The organism is Curvibacter cyanobacteriorum, from assembly GCF_028649475.1.
GTDB lineage: Bacteria > Pseudomonadota > Gammaproteobacteria > Burkholderiales > Burkholderiaceae_C > Curvibacter > Curvibacter cyanobacteriorum.
Map to the genome: position 1 here is coordinate 157,506 of NZ_JAQSIP010000004.1, position 22,724 is coordinate 180,229.

General features: G+C 69.1%; 17 protein-coding genes. 8 read left to right on the forward strand and 9 right to left on the reverse strand.

Annotated features, from left to right (window positions below; all coding sequences use genetic code 11):
- Positions 1-195: 195 nt before the first annotated feature.
- From PSQ40_RS10300 to PSQ40_RS10325, 6 genes are all read right to left on the reverse strand, one after another.
- Positions 196-1,362 (reverse strand): DSD1 family PLP-dependent enzyme, encoded by a 1,167-nt coding sequence (locus PSQ40_RS10300; RefSeq protein ID WP_273951317.1) that lies wholly within the window; start codon positions 1,360-1,362, stop codon positions 196-198.
- Complete coding sequence (locus PSQ40_RS10305) at positions 1,343-1,981, reverse strand: histidine phosphatase family protein (RefSeq protein ID WP_273951319.1); 639 nt, start codon at positions 1,979-1,981, stop codon at positions 1,343-1,345. Before PSQ40_RS10305 ends, PSQ40_RS10300 begins: the two co-directional genes overlap by 20 nt.
- A 39-nt stretch (positions 1,982-2,020) precedes the next feature.
- Complete coding sequence (locus tag PSQ40_RS10310; RefSeq protein ID WP_273951320.1) at positions 2,021-2,647, reverse strand: DUF4136 domain-containing protein; 627 nt, start codon at positions 2,645-2,647, stop codon at positions 2,021-2,023.
- A 58-nt stretch (positions 2,648-2,705) separates the two neighbouring features.
- On the reverse strand, positions 2,706-3,650 hold the full coding sequence (gene ttcA, locus PSQ40_RS10315) for a tRNA 2-thiocytidine(32) synthetase TtcA (protein WP_273951322.1): 945 nt from the start codon (positions 3,648-3,650) through the stop codon (positions 2,706-2,708).
- A 62-nt stretch (positions 3,651-3,712) separates the two neighbouring features.
- A complete protein-coding gene (locus tag PSQ40_RS10320) occupies positions 3,713-4,087 on the reverse strand; it encodes a dihydroneopterin aldolase (RefSeq protein WP_273951324.1) in 375 nt (124 codons plus the stop codon).
- 23 nt (positions 4,088-4,110) lie between these two features.
- Complete coding sequence (locus tag PSQ40_RS10325; RefSeq protein WP_273951326.1) at positions 4,111-4,887, reverse strand: SDR family oxidoreductase; 777 nt, start codon at positions 4,885-4,887, stop codon at positions 4,111-4,113.
- 201 nt (positions 4,888-5,088) lie between these two features.
- On the opposite strand from PSQ40_RS10325, the gene PSQ40_RS10330 reads away from it, so the two are divergent.
- The 7 genes from PSQ40_RS10330 to PSQ40_RS10360 all read left to right on the forward strand — a co-directional run bounded on the left by PSQ40_RS10330 (position 5,089) and on the right by PSQ40_RS10360 (position 17,937).
- Complete coding sequence (locus tag PSQ40_RS10330; RefSeq protein WP_273951735.1) at positions 5,089-6,111, forward strand: class I SAM-dependent methyltransferase; 1,023 nt, start codon at positions 5,089-5,091, stop codon at positions 6,109-6,111.
- 3 nt (positions 6,112-6,114) lie between these two features.
- The gene (locus PSQ40_RS10335; protein WP_273951327.1) at positions 6,115-6,309 is read left to right on the forward strand and encodes a DUF2905 domain-containing protein; all 195 of its coding nucleotides are present in this window, start codon (positions 6,115-6,117) and stop codon (positions 6,307-6,309) included.
- Positions 6,310-6,645: 336 nt separating this feature from the next.
- Positions 6,646-8,361 carry an MdtA/MuxA family multidrug efflux RND transporter periplasmic adaptor subunit gene (locus PSQ40_RS10340; protein WP_273951328.1) on the forward strand — a complete coding sequence of 572 codons (1,716 nt, stop codon included), beginning with the start codon at positions 6,646-6,648 and terminating at the stop codon, positions 8,359-8,361.
- 55 nt (positions 8,362-8,416) lie between these two features.
- Positions 8,417-11,503 (forward strand): MdtB/MuxB family multidrug efflux RND transporter permease subunit, encoded by a 3,087-nt coding sequence (locus PSQ40_RS10345; RefSeq protein WP_273951330.1) that lies wholly within the window; start codon positions 8,417-8,419, stop codon positions 11,501-11,503.
- 889 nt (positions 11,504-12,392) lie between these two features.
- Positions 12,393-15,533 carry a multidrug efflux RND transporter permease subunit gene (locus PSQ40_RS10350; protein WP_273951331.1) on the forward strand — a complete coding sequence of 1,047 codons (3,141 nt, stop codon included), beginning with the start codon at positions 12,393-12,395 and terminating at the stop codon, positions 15,531-15,533.
- Positions 15,530-17,083: an efflux transporter outer membrane subunit gene (locus PSQ40_RS10355; RefSeq protein WP_273951332.1), complete on the forward strand. Its 1,554-nt coding sequence runs from the start codon at positions 15,530-15,532 to the stop codon at positions 17,081-17,083. Before PSQ40_RS10350 ends, PSQ40_RS10355 begins: the two co-directional genes overlap by 4 nt.
- An 86-nt stretch (positions 17,084-17,169) precedes the next feature.
- Positions 17,170-17,937: a glycine zipper 2TM domain-containing protein gene (locus PSQ40_RS10360; protein ID WP_273951333.1), complete on the forward strand. Its 768-nt coding sequence runs from the start codon at positions 17,170-17,172 to the stop codon at positions 17,935-17,937.
- Positions 17,938-18,043: 106 nt separating this feature from the next.
- Here PSQ40_RS10360 and PSQ40_RS10365 read toward each other — a convergent pair whose 3' ends face one another.
- The gene (locus tag PSQ40_RS10365) at positions 18,044-19,324 is read right to left on the reverse strand and encodes a multifunctional CCA addition/repair protein (RefSeq protein ID WP_273951334.1); all 1,281 of its coding nucleotides are present in this window, start codon (positions 19,322-19,324) and stop codon (positions 18,044-18,046) included.
- A 17-nt stretch (positions 19,325-19,341) separates the two neighbouring features.
- The gene (locus PSQ40_RS10370) at positions 19,342-20,025 is read right to left on the reverse strand and encodes a glutathione S-transferase family protein (RefSeq protein ID WP_273951335.1); all 684 of its coding nucleotides are present in this window, start codon (positions 20,023-20,025) and stop codon (positions 19,342-19,344) included.
- Between the two features lie 119 nt (positions 20,026-20,144).
- Here PSQ40_RS10370 and PSQ40_RS10375 point away from each other — a divergent pair, with 119 nt between their 5' ends.
- A complete protein-coding gene (locus PSQ40_RS10375; RefSeq protein ID WP_273951336.1) occupies positions 20,145-22,061 on the forward strand; it encodes a diguanylate cyclase domain-containing protein in 1,917 nt (638 codons plus the stop codon).
- An 84-nt stretch (positions 22,062-22,145) separates the two neighbouring features.
- Here the strand turns inward: PSQ40_RS10375 and PSQ40_RS10380 are convergent, their stop codons facing one another.
- Positions 22,146-22,721 carry a 5-formyltetrahydrofolate cyclo-ligase gene (locus PSQ40_RS10380; protein WP_273951337.1) on the reverse strand — a complete coding sequence of 192 codons (576 nt, stop codon included), beginning with the start codon at positions 22,719-22,721 and terminating at the stop codon, positions 22,146-22,148.
- Positions 22,722-22,724 lie beyond the last annotated feature (3 nt).

A 22,724-nucleotide genomic window follows, 5' to 3' on the forward strand; every position in this document is an offset into this window, starting at 1 on the left:
GCTCAGAGGCGCTCAGAGGCGCCGGGCGCACGCAGGGGCGCTGGCCTCAGCGGCGCGGGCCCGCGCCGCCTTGTCCTGCCTGGCCCAATCTGCCCCAACCCGTCCCAACCCGCTCCGTTCGCTGAACTGGCGCCGTGCGCTGTGGCGTGGCTTGGGTGTGCGCGCGGCGTTCTCTGCGCGTGAGGGTGTCTCAGCTCAGCCCACGGCGCCGCGCGCGTCCACCGTCACGATGCGCTCCACCGTGCCCTGCTTCAAGCCGCCGCGCACGCCCACCATGAAGTCATGCAGGTTGACCGTGGGGTCGCAGTGGCCGGGGATCAGCCACAGGGTCTGGCCCAGCGCGGGCAGGGTCTGGCCCGCCTGGGTCGGGTAGAGCAGGCCGTGTTCGTCGCCCCCGTTGCCAAAACGCAGCGCGGGCTCGCCGGGCCAGGTGTGCACCGTGGGCAGGCCCGAGTCGATCGCGTGGCTCTTGTGGCCCGCATCGCAGACGGCGTGCTGGGCGCTGCGGCTCATCACCTGGGTTTTGACGAACAGGGCGTGTTCAAACTGGGGCTGGGCCGGGTCGCGCTCGTTGGCGGCGTAGTCGGCGTCCATGAACAGGAAAGAGCCCGCCTGCAGCTCGCCATAGACGCCACTGGCGGTCTCCAGCACCAGGGTGCCGGTGCCGGCGCCGGTGATCAGCGGGGTTTGGATGCCCGCGGCCTGCAGCACCTCGCCGCTCAGGTTGACCGCGCGCACCGCCTGAGCGATGGCCGCGCGGCGCTCGACGGGGCTGCGCAGGTGCTGGGCCTGGCCGTGGTAGGCCTGCAGGCCCCCGAACACCAACTGTGGGCAGGCCAGCACCTGGCGCACCAGGGGCAGCACGGCCTCGCCGGGGGGCACGCCACAGCGGCCCTGACCGACGTCGATCTCGACCAGCACGCGCACCTTGGCGCGGCGGCCTTGCAGGGCCTGGGCCAGGCGCTCAATGCCCAGCGCGCTGTCCACCGCCAGCGCCAGCCAGCCGCCACGGCCCGCGAGGGTCTCGGCCAGCGTGGCGATCCGGGCCAGTTTGGCCGGTGCGATCACCTGGTTGCTGATGTAGAGGTCGGTCACGCCGCCGGCGGCCAGGGCCTCGGCTTCGCTGGTCTTTTGCACGCAGGCGCCAACCGCCCCTGCACTCATCAGCAGGCGCGCCAGTTCGGCGCTCTTGTGCATCTTGGCGTGCGGCCGCCACAGGATCTGGTGCTTGGCCGTGAAGTCCACCATGCGCTGCAGGTTGCGCTCCATGGCGTCGAGGTCGATGACCAGGGCCGGGGTGTCGATGGCGTCCACGCCCTGGCCGATCAGGCCCCAAAGTGCGTCAGGAATGGTTTTCGTCAAGGGGGCTGTCCTGCAAATGCTGGGTGTCGGACCAGCCGACCAGGGTGAAGCCCTGCGGGGTCCAGAGCAGACGGTTGATGGCGGCGTTGCCCAGGGCCCAGGTCCGGGGGGCCTGCAACTCCTGGCCGGTGGCAGCGCGGTAGAGGATGTCCATCACGCCGCCGTGGGCCACCAGCACGATTTGCTCGCCGGGGTGGCGGGCCGCCAGTTCGGCCGCGGTGTCCACCACGCGCTGGCGAAACACGATCAGCGACTCGCCACCGTCGGGCGCGAACACCGGGTCGCGCGTGCGCCAGAGGCGGGCTTGTTCGGGCAGGTGGGCTTCGATCTCGGCGAAGGTTTTGCCCTCGAACTCGCCAAAGCCGCGTTCACGCAGCCCCAGGTGCGGGGTCACGCTCAGGCCGGTGTGCTCGGCCACTTGGGCCGCGGTTTGCCAGGCGCGCGCCAGGTCGCTGGCGTAGATGGCTTGCACGGCCTCGCCGGCCAGGGCTTGGCCGACGCGGCGGGCCTGCCACTGACCTGTGTCGTTGAGCGGGATATCCAGCTGGCCCTGGATGCGGGTGTCCACATTCCAGGCGGTTTCGCCATGTCGGATGGCAATGATGCGGGTGACGTCCATCCAGCCGATTCTAGGCCGGCGTCTGGCACCCGCCGGTCATCAGGGCGGCATCATCACGTCGACGTTGACGCGGCGCAGCCCGCTGGGCGGGGTCGGAAAACCCGCCAGGGCCGCATCGAACAAAGCCCCCAGGGTGACGCTTTCGCTGCGCGTCAGCCCGTCGCTGGCGGCGTGCGTTTCGTAGACCGTGCGGCCGTCGCTGTGGCTGCGGATCAGCACGGCCACCTCGCGCAGGGTGCGCGGTGGTGCATAGGGCATGCCGCCCCACAGGCCGCGCGTGCCCGAGCCGTAGTACATGCCGCGGCCGGCCCAGACCCGGCCCGACCAGCCATAGCCCGGCCAGCCGCCGAAGGGGTAGGGCGCGAAGGGGTCGGTCACGGTGGTGCTGCGCACGCCGACCTGGACGCTGTACTGCGCGTTGGCGTCGTCGCGCTTCAGGCCGGCTTTTTCAAGGGCGGCCTGGGCCAGGGCCTCGATGCGGTCCTGCACCTCCGCCGGCGCGGCCTGCTGCTGTGACGGCAGGCGCTCGAAGCGGAAGCTGCTGCCCAGCGCGATCACCGGGGCGGTGGCGTAGGTCTCGACGTCGCTTTCGACTTCCCAGCGCGTGCTGGCGCAGCCGCTGAGCATCAGCGTCAGCGCGAGCCAGAATGGAATAAGCCACTTCATGGTGTTCTCCTGCTCCCCTGCGGCCTGGGCATCGGGTGGGGGCCGCCGCTCACCGGACTCAGAGTTGCACCACCTGCAGCCCGCCAAGGGCCGGGCTGGTCTGGGGGAACTCTTCTTCGTCAAAGGCCTTGTCGCCGTTGTCGTCGGCGATGCCGGTCGGCTTGAGGTTCTTGAAATCGTGTTGCTGTGCGTCCATCAGGTGCGAGGGCACCACGTTGTGCAGCGCGGTGAACATGTTCTCGATGCGGCCGGGGAACTTCTTTTCCCATTCACGCAGCATGTTGCCGATCTGCTTGCGCTGCAGGTTTTCCTGGCTGCCGCACAGGGTGCACGGGATGATCGGGAACTGGCGGTGTTCGGCCCAGCGGATGAGGTCTTTTTCGGCCACATTGGCGAGCGGTCGGATGACGGTGAATTCGCCGTTGTCGCTGACCAGCTTCGGGGGCATGCCCTTGAGCTTGCCGCCAAAGAACATGTTGAGGAAGAAGGTCTGCAGCATGTCGTCGCGGTGGTGGCCCAGGGCGAGCTTGTTGCACTTCAGTTCGCGCGCCACGCGGTACAGGATGCCGCGGCGCAACCGGCTGCACAGGCTGCACATGGTCTTGCCCTCGGGCACCTTCTCCTTGACGATGGAGTAGGTGTCCTGGGTTTCGATGTGGAACGGAATGCCCAGGCCGCCCAGGTACTCGGGCAGGATGTGGTCCGGGAAGCCGGGTTGCTTCTGGTCGAGGTTGACCGCGATCAGCTCGAAATCGATCGGTGCGCGGGCCTTGAGCTTGAGCAGGATGTCGAGCATCCCGTAGCTGTCCTTGCCGCCCGACATGCAGACCATGATGCGGTCGCCGGCCTCGATCAGGTTGAAGTCGACGATGGCCTGGCCAACCTGGCGGCACAGGCGTTTCTCGAGCTTGTGGGTCTCACGCTCGATCTTCAGGCCCTTGTTCGGGGCATCCGGGACGTCAGCCGCCGCAGCAGCCTCGTCATCAATCCATACGGCACTCATGGGCGGTATTGTCTCACCGTCGCCTTTTCGGCGTCAGCAAAGGACGCGCCGCGGGCCGGTCTTTACCAGTGGCCGGTTTCGACGCGGATCGCCACTTCGCAGTCTTCAAAGATCTCGAGCTTGGCGATCTTCACGCGCACGCCCAGCACGCCGGGCAGTTGCATCAGGCGGTGGGCCAGCTTGCCGATCAGGCTTTCCAGCAGGTTCACATGCTCGGCGGTGCACTCGTTGATGATGATCTGGCGCACCTTGCGGTAGTCCAGCACATGGTGGATGTCGTCATCGACCGGCAGCAGCGGCTGGGTGCCCAGGTTCAGTTCAGCGTCGACCTGGATCGGCTGCGGGTCGGTCTTTTCGTGTTCCAGAATGCCCAGGTTGGCGTCGAAGCGCAGGCCGGTGAGGGTGAGGATCTGGGTGCCTTTGGTGTTGAAGCTCATGGCGTTGGGCAACGGGTTGGGGCTCACATGAGCGAAAAATCGCGCTCGAAGCGCATCAGGTGCTGACCGCCGTCCACCAGCAGGGTGGTGCCGGTGATGGAGCGGTTCTCGAGGGCGAATCGTACCGTGGCCACCACGTCGGCGGGCGAGGACGAGCGCCCCAGCGGCGACAAACGATGCAGTTGCTGGAACTTGTCGTCGCTGAGCATGTGGCTGGTCAGGGTCAGGCCCGGTGCCACGCCCACCACCCGCAGCTGCGGGGCCAGCGCCTGGGCCAGCATGGTGTTGGCCGCCTCCAGGGCCGCTTTGGACAGGGTGTAGCTGAGGAAGTCGGGGTTCTGGTTCCAGAGCTTCTGGTCCAGCAGGTTGACCACCACCCCCTGGCCCTGGCGCGCCAGCACATGGGTGTGCAGGGCCTGGGCCAGCAGGATCGGGGCGCCGGTGTTGCTGCGCAGGTGTTGTTCCAGGCTGGCGTAGCCAAAGCTGCCGGCATCGTCGTGCTCGAACAGCGAGGCGTTGTTGACCACCGCCTCCAGGCTGCCCAGCTCGGCCACCGCGCGCGGCACCAGGCGGCGCACCGCGGCTTCGTCCTGCAGGTCGGCCTCCAGCACCACCGACCCTGGCGTCAGGGCGTTGCACAGGCGCGCCGTTTCGTCGGCGTCCTGGCGGGACTGGCGGCAGTGCACGGCCACGCGCCAGCCATGGCGGGCCAGTTCCAGGGCGGTTTCCCGGCCCAGTCGGCGGCCGGCGCCGGTCACCAACACAGTGCGGGGGGAGGTGGGGGTGTCGCTTGAGCTCATGGGCTGGATTGTCCATGGCCTGCGACCCGGCTGCTGGTGCGGGGCTTTGTGGGGGGCCTGCCTGGCCCTGGGCCCGGCGCCCGCGTGGACAATAGCGGGGTGAGCACCTCTTCTTTTCCTCCTTCCCCTGCGCCCGCCGACGCGGTGGCCAACCCTTTGCTGGCGCAGCTGCTGCGCGACATCCCGGCCCAGGGCGGCTGGATGGGCTTTGACCAGTTCATGGCCGCGGCGCTTTACACGCCGGGCCTGGGCTATTACGCCAACGACAGCCGCAAGTTCGGCAGCCTGCCGGGCTCGGGCAGTGACTTTGTCACCGCGCCGGAAATGTCGCCGCTGTTCGGCCACACGCTGGCGCGCCAGCTGGGCGAGGCGCTGGACGTCACCGGCACCGATGAGCTGTGGGAGTTTGGCGCCGGCTCGGGCGCGCTGGCGCGCCAGGTGCTGGAGGCCCTGGGCGACCGGGTGCGCCGCTACACCATCGTCGACCTGTCGGGCAGCCTGCGCGAGCGCCAGCAGGCGGCGCTGGCAGCGTTTGGCGACCGCGTGGTCTGGGCCACTGAACTGCCCGAGCGCCTGCGCGGTGTGGTGCTGGGCAACGAGGTGCTGGACGCCATGCCGGTGCAGCTGCTGGCGCGCGTCGGTGGGGTCTGGCACGAGCGCGGCGTGGCCGTGCACGACGGCCGTCTGGTCTGGGCCGACCGGCCCACGGCGCTGCGCCCACCGCTGGAGATCGAGGGGCCCCACGACTACCTGACCGAAATCCATGCCCAGGGTGAAGGCTTTGTCCGCACCCTGGCCGACCACCTGGAGCAAGGTGCCATCTTCTTGATTGACTATGGCTTTGGCGAGAGTGAGTACTACCATCCGCAGCGCCACATGGGCACCGTCATGTGCCACCGCGCCCATGTCGCCGACGACGACCCGCTGGCCGACCCGGGGCTCAAGGACATCACCGCCCACGTCAACTTCACCGGCATCGGGGTGGCCGCGCAGGAGGCCGACCTGGCCATCCTGGGCTACACCACCCAGGCCCACTTCCTGCTGAACTGCGGCCTGCTCGAGCTGCAGGGCGAGGGCGACTTGGTGCAGCGGGCACAGGTGCTCAAGCTCATCAACGAGCATGAGATGGGGGAGTTCTTCAAGGTCATCGCGCTGGGCCGCGGCACGCCGCCGGACTGGACGCCGATGGGTTTTGTGCGCGGCGACCGCACCCACAGGCTCTGAGCCGTGTTGCGCTGGATCCTCGTCACTTTTCTGGTGCTGGTGCTGTTCAGCGGCATCTCGCCCTGGCTGCGCAAGCTGGGGTTCGGGCGCTTGCCTGGGGACTTTCAGTTTCGCTTTCTGGGCCGCGACTGGCAGATCCCGCTCACCTCCACCCTGCTGCTGAGCTTTGCTTTCAGCGTGCTGGCGCGCTGGTTGTGAGCGCGCCGGGCCGGCGGGGCGCGCCACCGCCGTCCACCCCCTGACAAGACCCCTGGAGGGCGTCGGACCGTAAAACCCAGGTAAAACCCCGGCCTGTGTACCAAGTCGGAGACAAACGGCGCTTAGTATGATTTGTGTTGGGTTCGTGCCCTGACGGGGTGCGGGCCGCTGTCGCCTGATCGGCGGTGGGTGCCGCAGGCCGGACGCTGGACGTCGGCCCCCGGGCCCGTCGACCTGACCGGGGCGGGGTGGCCTGGCGCTGAGTCCTGCGCGGCCTCTCCCACCTGCTGTCTGCCCTCCTTCGCCTGGCCCTGTCCGAAGCCTGAACGCCTGCCCATGACCGAACCCCACGATCCCGCTGACCGCCCTGAACCCAGCGCTTTGGCGCCTCTGGCCCCGCCCCAACGGCCCCTGAGCCCGGCCGACCGCCCCGCGACCGCGCCCGGGCGGGCCCGGCGCCGTTCGCGTGGCTGGGTCTGGGGCCTGTTGGCCCTGGTCTTGCTGGCGGGCGGGGGGGGCGGCTGGTACCTCTGGCAGGCCCGCAGCGCCGGGGCCGATGGGGCCGAGGGCGCGGCCACGGCCCCAGGCGGTGCCCCGGGCGGAGGGGGCCGGCGACCCGGTGGCAGCCGCACTCAACCGGTGTCGGCCCAGGCCGCGCGCCTGCAGGACGTGCGGGTCACCGTCACCGCCATTGGCAACGTCACGGCGCTGAACACCGCCACCGTGCGCTCGCGGGTGGACGGCGAGCTGCGCCGCGTGCTGTTCAAAGAAGGGCAGCAGGTCAAGGCCGGCGATTTGCTGGCCGAGATCGACCCGCGCGCCTACGAAGTCGCGCTGGCCCAGGTGCAAGGGCAGCTGGCCCGTGATGCGGCCCAGCTGCGCAACGCCGAGCTGGACCTGGCCCGCTACAAGGACCTGCTGGCCAAGGACTCGATTGCGCGTCAGCAGGTCGACACCCAGGAGGCCCTGGTGGCCCAGTTGCGCGGCACCGTGCAGACCGATCAGGCGCTGGTGGACAACGCCAAGCTGCAGCTGTCCTACACCCGCATCACCGCGCCCATCAGCGGTCGCCTCGGCCTGCGCCTGGTGGACCTGGGCAACACGGTGCGCGCCAGCGACACCACGGGCCTGGTCAGCATCACCCAGACCCAGCCGGTCGCGGTGGTGTTTGCGGTGCCTGAGATCCACCTGCCGCTGATCAACCGCAAGCTCAAGGCCGGGGGCCTGACGGTCGAGGCCTGGGACCGCGAGCAACGCCAACGCCTGGCGCAAGGCCGGGTCATCACCACCGACAACGCGATCGATGCCGCCACCGGCACCATCAAGCTCAAGGCCGAGTTGGCCAATGCCGACGGCGCACTGTTCCCGAACCAGTTCGTCAACATCCGCCTGCAGCTGGACACCCTGAGCCAGACCCTGGCGGTGCCCAACAACGCGGTCCAGCGCGGCAGCATGGGCACGTTTGTCTACCTGATCAAGGAAGACAGCAGCGTCACCCTGCGCAAAGTCACCACCGGTGCGGTCGATGGCGCCTGGGTCGCGGTCGAAGGCGACCTCCAGCCCGGCGATCGCCTGGTCACCGACGGCGCCGACCGCCTGCGCGAAGGCGCCAAGGTCGAAGTCATCGCCGCCAACCGAAACCGCCCAGGCGGTGGTGCCGGGGCTGCGGGCAAGGCGGACGCCGCTGGGGGCGGCAAGCCGGTGTCGGACGCTGGGGCCCCCGGCGCTCCCGGTGCTCCTGGTGCTCCCGGCGCTCCCGGCGCTCCCATCACCCCTAGCGCTCCCGTCACGTCGGCCGCCCCGGGCGCGGCCAAGCCGGGGCCCGCTGCGGCCGCCAGCGCCGGTGGCACCCCGTCCACAGCGGCGCCGGCCCCGTCGGCTGGCACCGTCGGTGGCGCCGACAGCGCGGCCGCGGGCGGCGCCCGACCGGCCTGGATGGACCGCCTGCCGCCTGAGCTGGTCGACAAACTCATGGCCATGCCGCCCGAGGAGCGCAAAGCGTATTTGCAGAAGCTGCGCGAACGCCGCCAGCAACGCGAAAGCGGGGGCTGAGCCATGCACGCCTGCCTGTTGCCTGCGGCCCGCTTGACCCGCGGAGCCTGAGCGCATGAACCTGTCACGCCTGTTCATCCTGCGCCCGGTGGCCACCTCCTTGCTGATGGTGGCGCTGCTGCTGGTCGGCCTGCTGGCCTACCGCCTGCTGCCGCTGTCGGCGCTGCCGGAGGTGGACTACCCCACCATCCAGGTCACCACCCTGTACCCCGGTGCCAGCCCCGACGTGCTGACCTCGGCGGTGACCGCCCCGCTGGAGCGCCAGTTCGGCCAGATGCCGGGGCTGTCGCAAATGTCCTCCACCAGTTCGGGCGGAGCCTCGGTCATCACCTTGCGCTTTGCGCTCGATGTGACCCTCGATGTCGCCGAGCAGCAGGTGCAGGCGGCCATCAACGCGGGCAGCAACCTGCTGCCCAACGACCTGCCCATGCCGCCCACCTACAGCAAGGTGAACCCGGCCGACGCGCCCATCCTGACGCTGGCCATCACCTCCAAGACCTTGCCGGTGATCCGCGTCCACGACCTGGTCGAGTCGCGCGTGGCGCAGAAGATTTCGCAGGTGTCGGGCGTGGGTCTGGTGGCCATCGCGGGCGGGCGCCGCCCGGCCGTGCGCATCCAGGCCAACCCGGTGGCGCTGGCCTCGGCGGGCCTGTCGCTGGAGGACGTGCGCACCGTCATCACCGCGGCCAATGTGAACCAGGCCAAGGGCAGTTTTGACGGCCCTTCACGCGCCTCGACGGTGGACGCCAACGATCAGCTCAAGTCGTCGGCCGAATACGCCAACCTGATCCTGGCTTACAAGAATGGCAACCCGATCCGCCTGAAGGACATGGCCGAGGTGGTCGATGACGCTGAAAACCTGCGCCTGGCCGCCTGGGCCGACCTGCAGCCTGGCGTGATCCTGAACGTGCAGCGCCAGCCCGGCGCCAACGTGATCGAAACCGTGGACCGCATCCAGGCCCTGCTGCCCCAGCTCAAGGCCACGCTGCCGGCCTCGGTCGAGGTGCAGGTGCTGACCGACCGCACCGTCACCATCCGGGCCTCGGTGGCCGACGTGCAGTTCGAGCTGATGCTGGCCGTGGCCCTGGTGGTGATGGTGATCTTTGTCTTCCTGCGCAGCGTGCCGGCCACCCTGATCCCGGGGGTGGCGGTGCCGCTGTCCCTGGTCGGCACCTTTGGCGTCATGTACCTGGCGGGGTTTTCGATCAACAACCTCACGCTGATGGCGCTGACGATTGCCACCGGCTTTGTGGTCGACGACGCCATCGTCATGATCGAGAACATCGCGCGCTATGTGGAGGAGGGCGAGTCCCCGCTGGAGGCGGCGCTCAAGGGCAGCAAGCAGATCGGTTTCACCATCATCTCGCTGACCATTTCGCTGATCGCGGTGTTGATCCCGCTGTTGTTCATGGCCGACGTGGTGGGGCGCTTGTTCCACGAGTTCGCCATCACACTGGCGGTGTCGATCCTGATCTCGGCGGTGGTGTCGCTGACCCTCACGCCGATGCTGTGCGCACGCATCCTGCGCCACACGCCCGAGGACAGCCATGGTCGCCTGTACCAGGCCACGGGCCGCTTTTTCGACCGCATGATCGCGGACTACGGCCGCATGCTGCGCTGGGTGCTGGACCGCCAGGCCCTGACCCTGCTGGCGTTCGCCGCCACCCTGGTGCTGACGGCGCTGCTCTACCTGTGGGTGCCCAAGGGCTTCTTCCCGGTGCAGGACACCGGGGTGATCCAGGCCATCACCGAGGCCTCGCAAGACACCTCGTTTGCCGCCATGTCCGAGCGCCAGCAGGCGCTGGCCGAGCAGGTGCTCAAAGACCCGGCGGTGCAGAGCCTGTCGTCCTTCATCGGGGTGGACGGGGCCAATGCCACCTTGAACGCCGGTCGCATGCTGATCAACCTCAAGCCGCGCGAGGAGCGCGACGCGAGCGCCAGCGAGGTGATCCGGCGCCTGTCGGCCAACCTGCAGGCGGTGCCGGGCATCGCGCTGTACATGCAGCCCGTGCAGGACCTGACCATCGAGGACCGCATCTCGCGCACCCAGTACCAGTTCATGCTGTCGTCGCCCCGCACTGACGAGCTGGCCAAGGCCTCGCAGGCTTTGGTGGCGCGGCTCAGGACCCGGCTCGAACTGGCCGATGTGGCCAGCGACCTGCAAGACCAAGGCCTGCAGGCCTGGGTGGAGATCGACCGCGATGCGGCCGGCCGCCTGGGCGTCACGGTGGCGGGCATCGATGCAGTGCTCTACAACGCCTTTGGCCAGCGCCTGATCTCGACCATCTTCACCCAGACCACGCAGTACCGCGTGGTGCTGGAGGTGGCGCCACGCTACAAGCTCGGGCCGTCGGCGCTGCAGCACCTGTACGTGACGTCGAGCACCGGTGTGCAGGTGCCGATGAGCGCGGTGGCCCGGGTCAGCGAGCGCCCGGTGTCGCTGGCCGTGAACCACGCGGGCCAGATCCCGTCGGTCACGATTTCGTTCAACGCGGGCGCAGGCGCATCCTTGGGCGAAGCGGTCGAGGCGATCAAGGCCGAGGTGGCCGCGCTGGACTTGCCGCTCAGCGTCGAGACCGGCTTCCAGGGGGCGGCACTGGCCTTCCAGGCCTCGCTGACCAACACCTTGCTGCTGATCTTGGCGGCGGTGGTGACCATGTACATCGTGCTCGGTGTGCTGTACGAGAGCTACATCCACCCGGTGACGATCTTGTCCACCTTGCCGTCCGCCGGGGTGGGCGCCTTGCTGGCCTTGCTGGTGGCCCGGCTGGAGCTGGGCATCATCGCCATCATCGGCGTGATCTTGTTGATCGGCATCGTGAAGAAGAACGCGATCATGATGATCGACTTCGCGCTCGAGGCCGAGCGTGAGCAGGGCCTGCCCCCGCGCGAGGCCATCTACCAGGCCTGCCTGCTGCGCTTCCGCCCGATCCTGATGACCACGCTGGCGGCCCTGCTGGGCGCCTTGCCCCTGATGCTGGGCAGCGGCACCGGCAGCGAGCTGCGCCACCCGCTGGGGGTGACGATGGTCGGTGGGCTGATCGTCAGCCAATTGCTGACCCTGTTCACCACGCCGGTGATCTACTTGGCGTTTGCCGGGCTTGCGCAGCGCTGGCGTGAGGGGCGTGAGGGGCAGGTATGAGTGCTTGGTTTGGCTTTGGCTTGCTTTTTTGCCCTTCGCTCCGCTCTGAACAAGCAGTGCTTTCGCTGAGGGCGGAGGCCGGGTTTGCGCCCCGGCAGGCGCCTCACTTTTTTTGCTTCGCCAAAAAAAGTAAGCAAAAAAAGGCGACCCGAAGTCAGGGCCGCTGCGCGGTCCCCTGCGCTGCTCACACCAGGGGGGGGCCCGCGAAACTCGCTTCGCTCAAACAGTCGCGGGTCCTTATCCCCCTGGTGCTGCGCTGCTCGGCCCTGACACACGGGACAAGCGGGATCGGACAAGCTCACCACCGCACTGGCGAATGTGCTTTTCGGGGAAGATCTGAAACGGGCAATTGGGTTGAGGCCCAAGTTCAGGTTTGGGTCATACCCAAAACCAAAGCCAAGGCAGCCCCTTCCGACTTGGCCACCACTGGTCGAGCTGGGTTGCGAGGCGCCGCTGCGCAGCAGCAGGCGTTGGGGCCCGTGTTCGACCGCCCGTCTCACCCGGCGAGCAGCGTAGGCCGGGGCGGAAAAAGGGCTCGCGACTGTTTGAGCGAAGCGAGTTTCGCGAGACCCCGCCCTGGCCGAGCAGCGCAGCGGACCCTGCGCAGCAGGGCGGGTGAGTCGGGTCGCCTTTCTTTGCTTACTTTCTTTGGCGAGACAAAGAAAGTGAGGCGCCCGCCGGGGCGCCATCCCGGCCTCCGCCCTCAGCCAGCGCACTGCGTGTTCAGAGCGAAGCGAGGGGCTCTCCCTTGTCTCCCAGTCAACCTCGCCAACAGCAACAGCAACAGCAACAGCAACAGCAACAGCAACAGCAACAGCAAAACAGCCCAGATCGGACAGGCCGCCCCTTTCGCTGGCCAGGCCCACCGCACCCCTGAGAGGCTCACCCCATGAACTTCTCCGAGCCCTTCATCCGCCGCCCCATCGCGACCAGCCTGATCACCATGGGCATCGTGCTGGCCGGCATCATTGCGTTCTTCCTGCTGCCCGTCGCCCCGCTGCCCCAGGTCGACTTTCCGACCATCTCGGTCTCGGCCAGCCTGCCCGGTGCCAGCCCCGAAACCATGGCCACCACGGTGGCCACGCCGCTGGAGCGCGCCCTGGGCAGCATCGCCGGGGTGTCGGAAATCACCTCGTCATCGTCGCTGGGCAACACCCGCGTCACCTTGCAGTTCGAGCTGGACCGCGACATCAACGGCGCCGCGCGCGACGTGCAGGCGGCCATCAACGCTTCGCGGGCCCTGTTGCCCACGGGGCTGCCCAGCAACCCCACCTACCGCAAAGTCAACCCGGCCGATGCGCCCATCATGATCCTGGCGCTGACCTCGGACGTGCTCGCGCGTGGCCAGATGTACGACGCCGCCTCCACCGTGCTGGCCCAGCGCCTCGCGCAGGTCAACGGCGTGGGGCAGGTGGTGGTTGGCGGTGGCGCCTTGCCGGCGGTGCGGGTCGAGCTGGACCCCAACCGGCTGGCCGCCAGCGGCATCGCCATCGACAGTGTGCGCGCGGCCCTGGTGGCCACCAACGCAAACCGCCCCAAAGGCTCGCTCGAGGACAGCCAGCGCAGCTGGCAGATCGGCGCCAACGACCAGGCTTTCACCGCGGCCGAATACGCCCCCCTGGTGCTGCGCTATGCCAACGGCAACGCGATCCGCCTGCGCGACGTGGGCGAGGTCATTGACTCGGTGCAGGACGTGCGCAATTACGGCGCGGCCAACGGCAAGCCCTCCATCCTGCTGATTTTGTTCAAGCAACCCGGCGCCAACATCATCGAGACCGTGGACGAAGTGCGTCGCCTGCTGCCGCAACTGCGCGCCTCGATCCCCAGCGCCATCGACCTCGATGTGGTGGTCGACCGCACCCCGACCATCCGCGCCTCGCTGCGCGAGGTCGAGCGCTCGCTGGCCATCTCGATCGGTTTGGTGATCCTGGTGGTGTTTGTGTTCCTGCGCCATTTCCGCTCGGCGCTGATCCCCAGCGTGGCCGTGCCCGCCTCGCTGGCCGGCACCTTTGGCGTCATGTACCTGTGCGGCTACAGCCTCGACAACCTGTCGCTGATGGCGCTGACGGTGGCCACGGGCTTTGTGGTGGACGATGCCATCGTGGTGCTGGAGAACATCTCGCGCCACATGGAGCGCGGCAAGTCCGCCCTGCAGGCGGCCCTGGACGGCTCGCGCGAGATTGGCTTCACGGTGCTGTCGATCAGCCTGTCGCTGATCGCCGTGTTCATCCCCGTGCTGCTCATGGGGGGCGTGGTGGGGCGTTTGTTCCGTGAGTTCGCGGTGGTGCTGTCGGTCGCCATCCTGGTGTCGATGGTGATCTCGCTGAGCACCACCCCAATGATGTGCGCGGTGCTGCTCAAGCCTCAGGCGCCTGCCACCCACCCGGGGCGCTGGGCGCGCTGGGGGCTGCGCTTTCGGCGCGCGCTGCAGCGCCTGTACCGGCGCACGCTGGCGCTGGCCCTGCGCTGGCAGCCCATCACCCTGTTGTTGCTGGCCGGGGTGATTGGCCTCAATGTCTACCTGTACCGCGAGGTGCCCAAGGGCTTCTTCCCGCAGCAGGACACCGGGCGCATCGTGGGCAACATCCGGGCCGACCAGGCCACGTCTTTCCAGGCCATGCAGCGCCGGCTGGACCGCTTCATGACCATCGTGCGGGCCGACCCGGCGGTGGCCTCGGTCAGCGGTTTCACGGGGGGCGGGCAGCGCAACACGGCGTCGATGTTTGTCTCGCTCAAGCCCCTGGCGGAGCGCGGTGTCAGTGCCGACCAGGTCATCAACCGCCTGCGCGGCAAGCTGGCCAGCGAGCCCGGCGCCAACCTGTTCCTCAACCCAGTGCAGGACATCCGCATTGGCGCGCGCCCGTCCAATTCGCAGTACGAATACACCCTGTTGGCCGACACGCTGGAGGACCTGCGCACCTGGGAGCCCCGCATCCGCCGCGCGGTCATGGCGCTGCCCGAGTTGCTCGACGTGAATTCGGACATGCAGGAGAAGGGCTTGCAGAACTCGCTGGTGATCGACCGCGATGCCGCCACCCGCCTGGGCCTGAGCATGGCCAACATCGACACCACGCTGAACGACGCCTTTGGCCAGCGCCAGGTGGGCGTGATCTACAACCCGCTCAACCAGTACCGGGTGGTGATGGCGCTGGCGCCCGAGTACCAGCAGTCGCCCGAGTCGCTGCGGCAGTTGCGCTTCACTTCCAGCACCGGCGCCCAGGTGCCGTTGTCGGCCTTTGCCCGCGTGGAGCTGACCAACACGCCGCTGTCGGTCACACACGAGGCCGGCGCGCCCGACACCACGATCAGCTTCGCGCTGGCGCCCGGGGTGTCGCTGTCCCAGGCCACCGCAGCGATCGAGGAAGCGGTCGGCGCGCTGGGCGTGCCGGTCAGTGTGCGGGGCCGCTTTGGCGGCACGGCGGGCGCATTCCAGCAGTCGATGGAGAGCCAGCCCTGGCTGATCCTGGCCGCGCTGATCACCATCTACCTGGTGCTGGGCATCCTGTACGAGAACCTGATCCACCCCATCACCATCCTGTCGACCCTGCCGTCGGCGGGGGTGGGGGCCTTGCTGGCGCTGATGTTGACGGGCACCGAGTTCTCGATCATTGCCTTGATCGGGGTGATCTTGCTGATTGGCATCGTCAAGAAGAACGCCATCATGATGCTGGACTTCGCCATCACGCGGCAGCGCGAGGCCGAGCTCAAGGGCTTGCAGCTGAGCGCCGCGCAGGCCATTTACCGGGCCTGCCAACTGCGCGTGCGCCCGATCCTGATGACCACGGTGGCCGCCATCTTTGGAGCCGTGCCCCTGGCCTTGGGGGCCGGCGATGGCGCCGAACTGCGCCGCCCGCTGGGCATCGCGATTGTGGGGGGCCTGCTGTTCAGTCAGCTGCTGACCCTGTACACCACCCCGGTGGTGTTTGTCTGCATGGACCGACTGCGCCAGCGCTGGCGCCGTCGTCGTGCCCGTCCCACCGAGGCGCATGGGGCCCTGCCGGCCCCCTCGCTTGAAAGAGCTGTTCCATGAAAGCTGAGTCTTTGTTGTCGTTGCTGAGCCCTGGGGCCCGGTTGCTCGTGTCGGGCCGGGTCGGCGTGTTGCGGGGGGCCGCGCCGGCCCCCCGGGGGCGTGTCGCCGGGCGGGCCCTGGCCGCCGTGGCGCTGGCCAGCCTGGCTGCCTGTTCCCAGGCGCCGGTGTACCAGCGGCCCGAGGTGGCCACCCCCGCCGCTTTCCGCGAGTCGGCCTGGCAGGCTGCGCAGCCCCAAAGCCCCGACGTGCTCGACGACTGGTGGACCCAGTTCAAGGACCCGGTGCTCAGCGAGCTGCAGGCCCAGGTGGTGGTCAACAACCAGAGCCTGCAGGCGGTGGTGGCCCAGTACCGCTCGGCCGAGGCCGCGGTGGCGATCAGCCGCGCCGCCCAGTTCCCCACGGTCACGGGCACGCTGGGGGCGTCGCGCAGCGTCAGCGGCACCACCAACAGCACGGGCACCAGCGGGTCATCGACCCCGGTGAATGTGTTTTCGCTCGGCGCCAACGCGAGCTGGGACACCGACCTGTGGGGGCGCCTGGCCAACGCCACCGAGGCCGCCCGGACCCAGGCGCAGGCCAGCCGGAGTGACTTGCTGGCCGCCCGCCTGTCGCTGCAGGTGACCCTGGCGCAGACCTACTTCTCATTGCGCAGCGTCGAAACCCAGGCCCAGTCGCTGGCGCGCGCGGTGCAGGCCTACGAGCAGTCGCTGCAGCTGACCCAGAACCGCTACGCCGCGGGCGTGGCGGGCGCAGCAGACGTGGCCCAGGCGCAGACCCAGCTGAAGTCCGCGCAGGCGCAGGCGATCGAATTGCGCCTGCAGCGGGCCCAGCTGGAACACGCGCTGGCGGTGCTGCTGGGCCAGGCCCCGGCCAACTTCCGCCTGGCCGAAACCGCCCGCCTGCCCGAAGCCCCGCCCGCGCCCCGCTTGCTGCCCGCCAGCCTGCTGCAGCGCCGCCCCGACATCGCGGCGGCCGAGCGCCGCGTGGCGGTGGCCAATGCCCAGGTCGGCGTGACGCGGGCGGCGTTCTTTCCATCGCTGACCCTGTCGGCCAGCGGGGGCTACCGCGCCAACCAGTGGTCCGACCTGGTCAGCCTGCCGCACCGGTTCTGGTCGCTGGGCCCCAGCATGGCCCTGGCCTTGTTCGATGCGGGCGGGCGCGAGGCGGCCACCCGCCAGGCCTGGCTGGCGGTGGACCAGGCCTCCGCCAACTACCGCCAGGTGGTGCTGACGGCGTTCCAGGAAGTCGAGGACAACTTGGTCGCCGCCGATGCGCTGGCCCAGGAAGCCCAGGTGCAGGCCGAGGCCTTGGCCGCGGCCCGGCGGGCGCTGGAGATCGTCAGCAACCAATACAAAGCGGGCACGGTCAGCTACCTGAATGTGATCAGCGCCCAGGCCACGGCCCTGACGGCAGAGAACACCTTGACCACGGTGCGCAACCGCCAATTGCTGGCAGTGGGACAATTGCTCAAAAATGCGGCGGGCCGTTGGGACTTGCCGCTGTCCACCGAGGGGGCGGCACCTGCCGCCCAGAAGCCACCGGGCGCTTGAAGTTCTTTACACGCACGGGGTTGAACTGTGGACCGGTTTTGTCATCAAAATCGACATCTCAGCGTCCAAACCGACCGAGGTTTTCCATGAACAAACTGCTCATCCTCAGTGCCAGCCTGCTGGCAGCGACCGGTGCTGTCCAGGCCCAGGAGCTGGGCCGCGTGGTCTCCTCCACGCCCGTGATCCAGCCCGTGGCGGTGCAGCAACAAAGCTGCGGTACCACCCCGATGGTGGTGCAGGCGCCCAAGTCCGGTGCCGGCGCCTTGGTGGGGGCGGTCGCGGGCGGGGCCATTGGCAACGCGCTGGGCGGCGGCGCTGGGCGCGCGGTGGCCACGGCGGCCGGTCTGATGGGCGGCGCCATCCTGGGCGACCACATCGAAGGCGCGGGTGCCACGCAGGTGGCCCAGGTGCCGCAATGCAGCACCCAGACCGTCTATGAAAACCGCCAGGTTGGTTACAACGTGGTCTACGAATACGGGGGCCGCCAGCACACCGCCATGATGGCCAACGACCCGGGGCCCACCGTGCAACTGCAGGTCAACCCGGTGGTGCAGGGCGTCGGCAGTGCGCCGGTCAACTACGGCCAAAGCACCCAGACCAGCCAGATCACCTACACCCAGCCGATCTACACCGAACCCACCACGGTGGTGACGCAGACCGTCTACCCGACCACCACCTACACCACCTACGCGCCGGCGTACTACCCGCAGCCTTACTACGTGGCCCCATCCTATTACCCGGCGGTCACGCTGGGGGTGGGGCTGGGCCTGGGGTACTGGGCCGGTTCACGCGGGGGCTACCGCGGGGGCTATTACCACGGTGGTGGTTGGCGAGGTGGCCGCGGCTGGCGCTGAGGCGCGCTGTCAGGGCCGCTGATCGGCCCCTTTTTCAGGCCACCCCGCCGGGCGGGACTGCGCTGCTTGCCAAGTCGGCCCAGTGACCGTTTTTTTTGGGGCGGCCTCAGTCGGTCGGCAGTGACAGGGCCTGGGCGACCGCCCGGCTGCGCGCCTGTTGCACCGCGGCGCCCACGGCCGGGCCTTGCAGGCCCCGGGCGGCGGCCTGCGCGGCGACGCTGGCGGTCTCCACCGACAGCGCTGCGGCCAGGGCCTGGCGCAGCCTCGCGGCCTGCGGGTAGGCTGCTTCCGACAGGCCCAGCCGACCCCGGGCATCGCATTCGCAGGCCTGCAAGATGTCCTCAAAGCGCGCGGGCTTGCGGATCGCATCGCAGCGCTCCAGCAGGCGCATCAGCGCACTGGCGCCAAAGTCGAGGCTGCGGTGCAGGTTGCCGTGTTCGCGTGCCACCACGTCGGCCAGTTCCTTGCAGTCGATGGGCACGCGCAGGCGGGCGCTGACGGCTTTGAGCAGGCGGGCGCTGCGCTCCTCGTGCCCGATGTGGCGTGGCAGCACGTCGGCCGGCGTGTTGCCCTTGCCCAGGTCGTGGCCCAGGCAGGCGTAGCGCACCGCGAGCGGGGCCTGCAGGCGGGCCGCCATGTCCAGCACCATCATGACGTGCACGCCGGTGTCGATCTCGGGGTGGTAGTCCGCACGCTGTGGCACGCCCCAGAGGCGGTCCAGTTCGGGCAGCAGGCGCTGCAGGGCGCCACAGGCGCGCAGCACCTCGAACATGCGCGAAGGCCGTTCGCTCATCAGGCCGCGGGCCAGTTCCTGCCAGACGCGTTCGGGCACCAGGTGGTCGACCTCGCCGTCGTCCACCATCTCCCGCATCAGCGCCAGGGTTTCCGGCGCCACCGTGAAGTCGGTCAGGCGCGCGGCAAAGCGGGCCAGGCGTAGGATGCGCACCGGGTCCTCGCGGAAGGCCGGCGTGACATGGCGCAGCACGCGCTGGCGCAGGTCGCGTTCACCGCCCCAGGGGTCGATCAGCTGCCCGCTGCCCGCGGGCGGGTCGGACAGGCGGCCGCTGGCCAGCGCCGGGTGCACCGCCTGGGCGATGGCATTGACCGTCAGGTCGCGGCGCGCCAGGTCTTCTTCGAGGCTCACCTCGGGCGAAGCGTGGACCGTGAAGCCCTTGTAGCCATGACCGCTTTTGCGTTCGGTGCGGGCCAGCGCGTACTCCTCGTGGGTGACGGGGTGGAGAAAGACCGGAAAGTCCTTGCCCACCGGCACGAAGCCGTGGCCGCTCATGGCCTCGGGGGTGGCCCCCACCACGACCCAGTCGCGGTCCTGTACCGGCAAGCCCAGCAGGGCGTCGCGGATGGCCCCACCCACCAAATAAATCTGCATCCGATCGGGCTCCAGCGTCAGCGTTGGACGCGGTAGGGTTCTTCGAAGTCGAGGAAGTCGTTCTCTGCCAGGGCGTCCTGGATCCAGGCTTGCACGCCAGGCAGGGCGCGCACGCGCTCCACATAGGCCGCCACGGGCTCGGACAGCGGCAGGCGGTAGGTGTGCAGGCGCATGCAGACCGGCGCAAAGTAGGCGTCGGCGACGCTGAACTCGCCAAACAGCATCGGGCCGCCGTGCTGGCTCAGCGCATCGGTCCACAGCTCGCTCAGGCGGGCCACGTCGTGGCGCACCGCGGCCTGGTCGCGCCAGACCAGCGCCCCGATGTCGGGCAGCTGGGCCTCGATGTTCATGGGGCAATGGCTGCGCAGGGCGCTGAAGCCCGAGTGCATTTCGGCGCACAGGCTGCGCGCGCGCGCCCGCGCCTTGCGCTCGCTGGGCCACAGGGCTTTTTCGGGAAAGGCCTCGGCCAGGTACTCGGCGATCGACAGCGTGTCCCAGATGGCGAGGTCGCCGTCCAGCAGCACCGGCACCTTGCCGGCCACCTTGAGCCGGGCCAGCGCGCGCTTGAAGCCCGAGTCCGGCGCAAAGGAGTCAAACCGCACCTTGACCTCTTCGAACTCGATGCCGGTCTGGCGCAGCAGCACCCAGGGCCGCATCGACCAGGAGGAGTAGTTCTTGTTGCCAATCACCAGTTTGAGCATGGGGTTCTCCACAAAATGGCCCGCCAGTCCCGACCCAGCCAGCCTGGGCGGCGACAGTGAGGCGTGCATGATGCCATGGGCAGCGGCTTGGCTTTGTAGCACTCTCTTACACTTGAGGCATGCAAGAGCGGCTTTCCCCCAGTGGCCAGCGGACCCTGGCGGGCGTCCGCCCCGGGGGCTGGGCGTGGCCGGGCGCCCGGACCGGGCTGGCCTTGGCGCGGCGTGTGCTGCGGGCTGGCGGTTGGGGTGGGCTGGGGCTGATCCTGCTGCTCTGGTTGGGGCTGGCGGCCGCCGTGCCCCCGGACCGGGCCAACCCGCCCTCGACGCCCGCCGCCGCAACCCGACCGGTGCCCGTGGTGACCTTGCAGACCGGGGCCCAGGGCGTGCCCTTGACCGGGGCCGTGGCCCACTTGGTCGACGCCTCCGGCACCCTGACGGTGGACGATGTGCGCGGTGCCGCGCACGCCCCGCGCTGGGCCTACCCCAGCGAACCCGTGCGCACCGCCATGGACGTGCGCGCCCACTGGTTCAAGGTGCAGCTGCGCCACCCGGGCGGCGATGGCGACTGGTTGCTGGCCGTGCCCTCGGTGGCCGCGCGTGAACTGAGCTTTCATGGGCCGTTCGACGCCCACGGCCTGGCCCTGGCCGCGCCCGTGCACACCGGCATCGCCTACCCCTACAGCACGCGCCCGCTGCAGGCCGAACGCATGGTGTTCCGCTTTCGCCTGCACACGCCGGGCGAGTACACGGTCTACCTGCGTGCGGTCTCGACCATCGGGCAGGTGTATGCCCTGAGCGCCTGGGACACCGGCGACTACCTGGCCGGTGTGCAGACCAAGCGCCTGTTCGACGGCCTCAGCTACGGCATCTTGCTCGGCATGCTGATTTACAACCTGGCCTTGATGCTGCTGTTCCGAGACCGGGTCTACGGCTACTACCTGCTCAACTGTTTCTTTGCGCTGTTCTCGATCGCCAGCTTCAACGGCCATGTGGCCCGCTACCTCTGGCCCGACCAGCCGGTCCTGGCCGAATGGGCCTATGTGCTGGGGCCGGCGTTCTGGATCACCGGGGGCGCCTTGTTTGCGCGGCGTTTTCTGGACTTGGCGCGCTTTGCCCCGTGGATCGACCGTTTCTTGCTGGCCCTGGTCGGCGGGCTCACGCTGGCGGTGCTGTTGGCCGGGCTGTGGCCCCTGTGGTGGCTGGTGCTGGCCACCGAGTTGGGGGCCATGTGCGGTGCAGTGGCCGCGTTGACCGGGGCGGTGATCGGTTTCCGCCGGGGCTTCCGGCCCGCCGGGCTGTACATCGCGGGCCTGCTGCTGTTGTTTGTGGCGGTGTTTGTGCTGATCCTGTCCAACCGCGGCCTGCTGCCCTGGAGTCCGCTGCACCTCAATGTGCTGCAACTGGGCGTGGCGGCGGAGCTGGTGGTGTTTTCGCTGGCGCTGGGCACCCGCATCCGGGTCATGCGCCGGGCCCAGCGCGAACTCAACGCCCGGGCCGAGCAACTGGCGCAGGCCGCCGAAACCGACAGCCTGACCGGGGTGGCCAACCGGGCCGGCCTGGGGCAGGCCGCATCGCGCCTGCTGGTGGGGTCACGCCAGCACGCGCTCATGCTGCTGGACCTCGACCAGTTCAAGCCCATCAACGACCAACACGGCCACGAGGCCGGGGATGCCGTGCTGGTGGCGGTGGCGCAGCGCTTGCAGGCCCAGCTACGCCCCAGCGACCTGGTGGCCCGCCTGGGCGGCGATGAGTTCGTCATTTTGCTGGCCGAGGTGCACGAGCGCCCGCGCCTGAGCGTGCTGGCCGAGCGCCTGTTGCAGGCCTTGCAGCACCCGGTGCCCTGGAAGGGGCAGCTGTTGCGGGTTCAGGCCAGCCTGGGGGTGGCGCGCTTTCCGCTGGACGGGCGCAACCTGATCGAGTTGCAACGCGCCGCCGACCGTGCCATGTACCACGTCAAGCAGTCGGGCCAGCCCGGGCATGCCTTCCACGAGGACCTGCCCGACGGCTATGCGACCCTGCCAGCGCCGCTGTTCTGAGGCGAGCCGAGCCGCCGCCTGCGGGGGGCCGTGAGGCCAGCGCGCGGCGGCCGGCCGCTTGGTTGGCCGGGGCGGTGGGCTCGCTCAGCCCACCGGCCAGACCACGCCGTTGTCGTTGAGGATCGCGTCCAGCGGCAGGTCGTGGGCCTCGGGCTCGAAGTCGGGCAGGAAGCCCTGCGTGTAGCCCAGCCCCACCGTCACCGGACGCGGTTCGAGGGCGGCCAGGGTGCGGTCGTAGAAGCCACCGCCATAGCCCAGCCGGTAGCCGCCCGGGCCGTAGCCCACGCAGGGCACAAACAGCAGGGTGGGCACGATCAGCTCGGTGTCCTTGGGCTTGGGGATGCCGTAGGCGTCCTCTTCCATGGGGCAGCCCGGGTACCAGGCGTGGAAGGTCAGCGTCTTGTGCACCTTGTCGACCACGGGCAGGCCGATGCGGCGCGGCTGCGGCTCGCCTTGCAGCTCGCCGTCTTCCTTCCAGCGGTGCAGTGCGGGCAGGGGGTCAAATTCACCCTTGATGGGCCAATAGGCGCCAATGACGGCGTCGGGACGCCCCACCAACCAGATGCGCATCACCCGCTGCAGCAGTTCTGCGCGTTCCAGCCGGTCGGGCATGTTCAGGCGTTGCTCGATGAGTGCCTTGCGAACCGCTAACTTGTCCATAAT

What these genes read in the sequence shown, in the direction of transcription:
- PSQ40_RS10365 (WP_273951334.1), bottom strand. Translation starts at nt 19,324, where the DNA reads ATGCAGATTTATTTGGTGGGTGGGGCCATCCGCGACGCCCTGCTGGGC.
- PSQ40_RS10325 (WP_273951326.1), bottom strand. Translation starts at nt 4,887, where the DNA reads ATGAGCTCAAGCGACACCCCCACCTCCCCCCGCACTGTGTTGGTGACC.
- PSQ40_RS10320 (WP_273951324.1), bottom strand. Translation starts at nt 4,087, where the DNA reads ATGAGCTTCAACACCAAAGGCACCCAGATCCTCACCCTCACCGGCCTG.
- ttcA (WP_273951322.1), bottom strand. Translation starts at nt 3,650, where the DNA reads ATGAGTGCCGTATGGATTGATGACGAGGCTGCTGCGGCGGCTGACGTC.
- PSQ40_RS10305 (WP_273951319.1), bottom strand. Translation starts at nt 1,981, where the DNA reads ATGGACGTCACCCGCATCATTGCCATCCGACATGGCGAAACCGCCTGG.
- PSQ40_RS10380 (WP_273951337.1), bottom strand. Translation starts at nt 22,721, where the DNA reads ATGGACAAGTTAGCGGTTCGCAAGGCACTCATCGAGCAACGCCTGAAC.
- PSQ40_RS10355 (WP_273951332.1), top strand. Translation starts at nt 15,530, where the DNA reads ATGAAAGCTGAGTCTTTGTTGTCGTTGCTGAGCCCTGGGGCCCGGTTG.
- PSQ40_RS10330 (WP_273951735.1), top strand. Translation starts at nt 5,089, where the DNA reads ATGGGCTTTGACCAGTTCATGGCCGCGGCGCTTTACACGCCGGGCCTG.
- PSQ40_RS10310 (WP_273951320.1), bottom strand. Translation starts at nt 2,647, where the DNA reads ATGAAGTGGCTTATTCCATTCTGGCTCGCGCTGACGCTGATGCTCAGC.
- PSQ40_RS10340 (WP_273951328.1), top strand. Translation starts at nt 6,646, where the DNA reads ATGACCGAACCCCACGATCCCGCTGACCGCCCTGAACCCAGCGCTTTG.
- PSQ40_RS10360 (WP_273951333.1), top strand. Translation starts at nt 17,170, where the DNA reads ATGAACAAACTGCTCATCCTCAGTGCCAGCCTGCTGGCAGCGACCGGT.
- PSQ40_RS10350 (WP_273951331.1), top strand. Translation starts at nt 12,393, where the DNA reads ATGAACTTCTCCGAGCCCTTCATCCGCCGCCCCATCGCGACCAGCCTG.
- PSQ40_RS10375 (WP_273951336.1), top strand. Translation starts at nt 20,145, where the DNA reads ATGCAAGAGCGGCTTTCCCCCAGTGGCCAGCGGACCCTGGCGGGCGTC.
- PSQ40_RS10345 (WP_273951330.1), top strand. Translation starts at nt 8,417, where the DNA reads ATGAACCTGTCACGCCTGTTCATCCTGCGCCCGGTGGCCACCTCCTTG.
- PSQ40_RS10370 (WP_273951335.1), bottom strand. Translation starts at nt 20,025, where the DNA reads ATGCTCAAACTGGTGATTGGCAACAAGAACTACTCCTCCTGGTCGATG.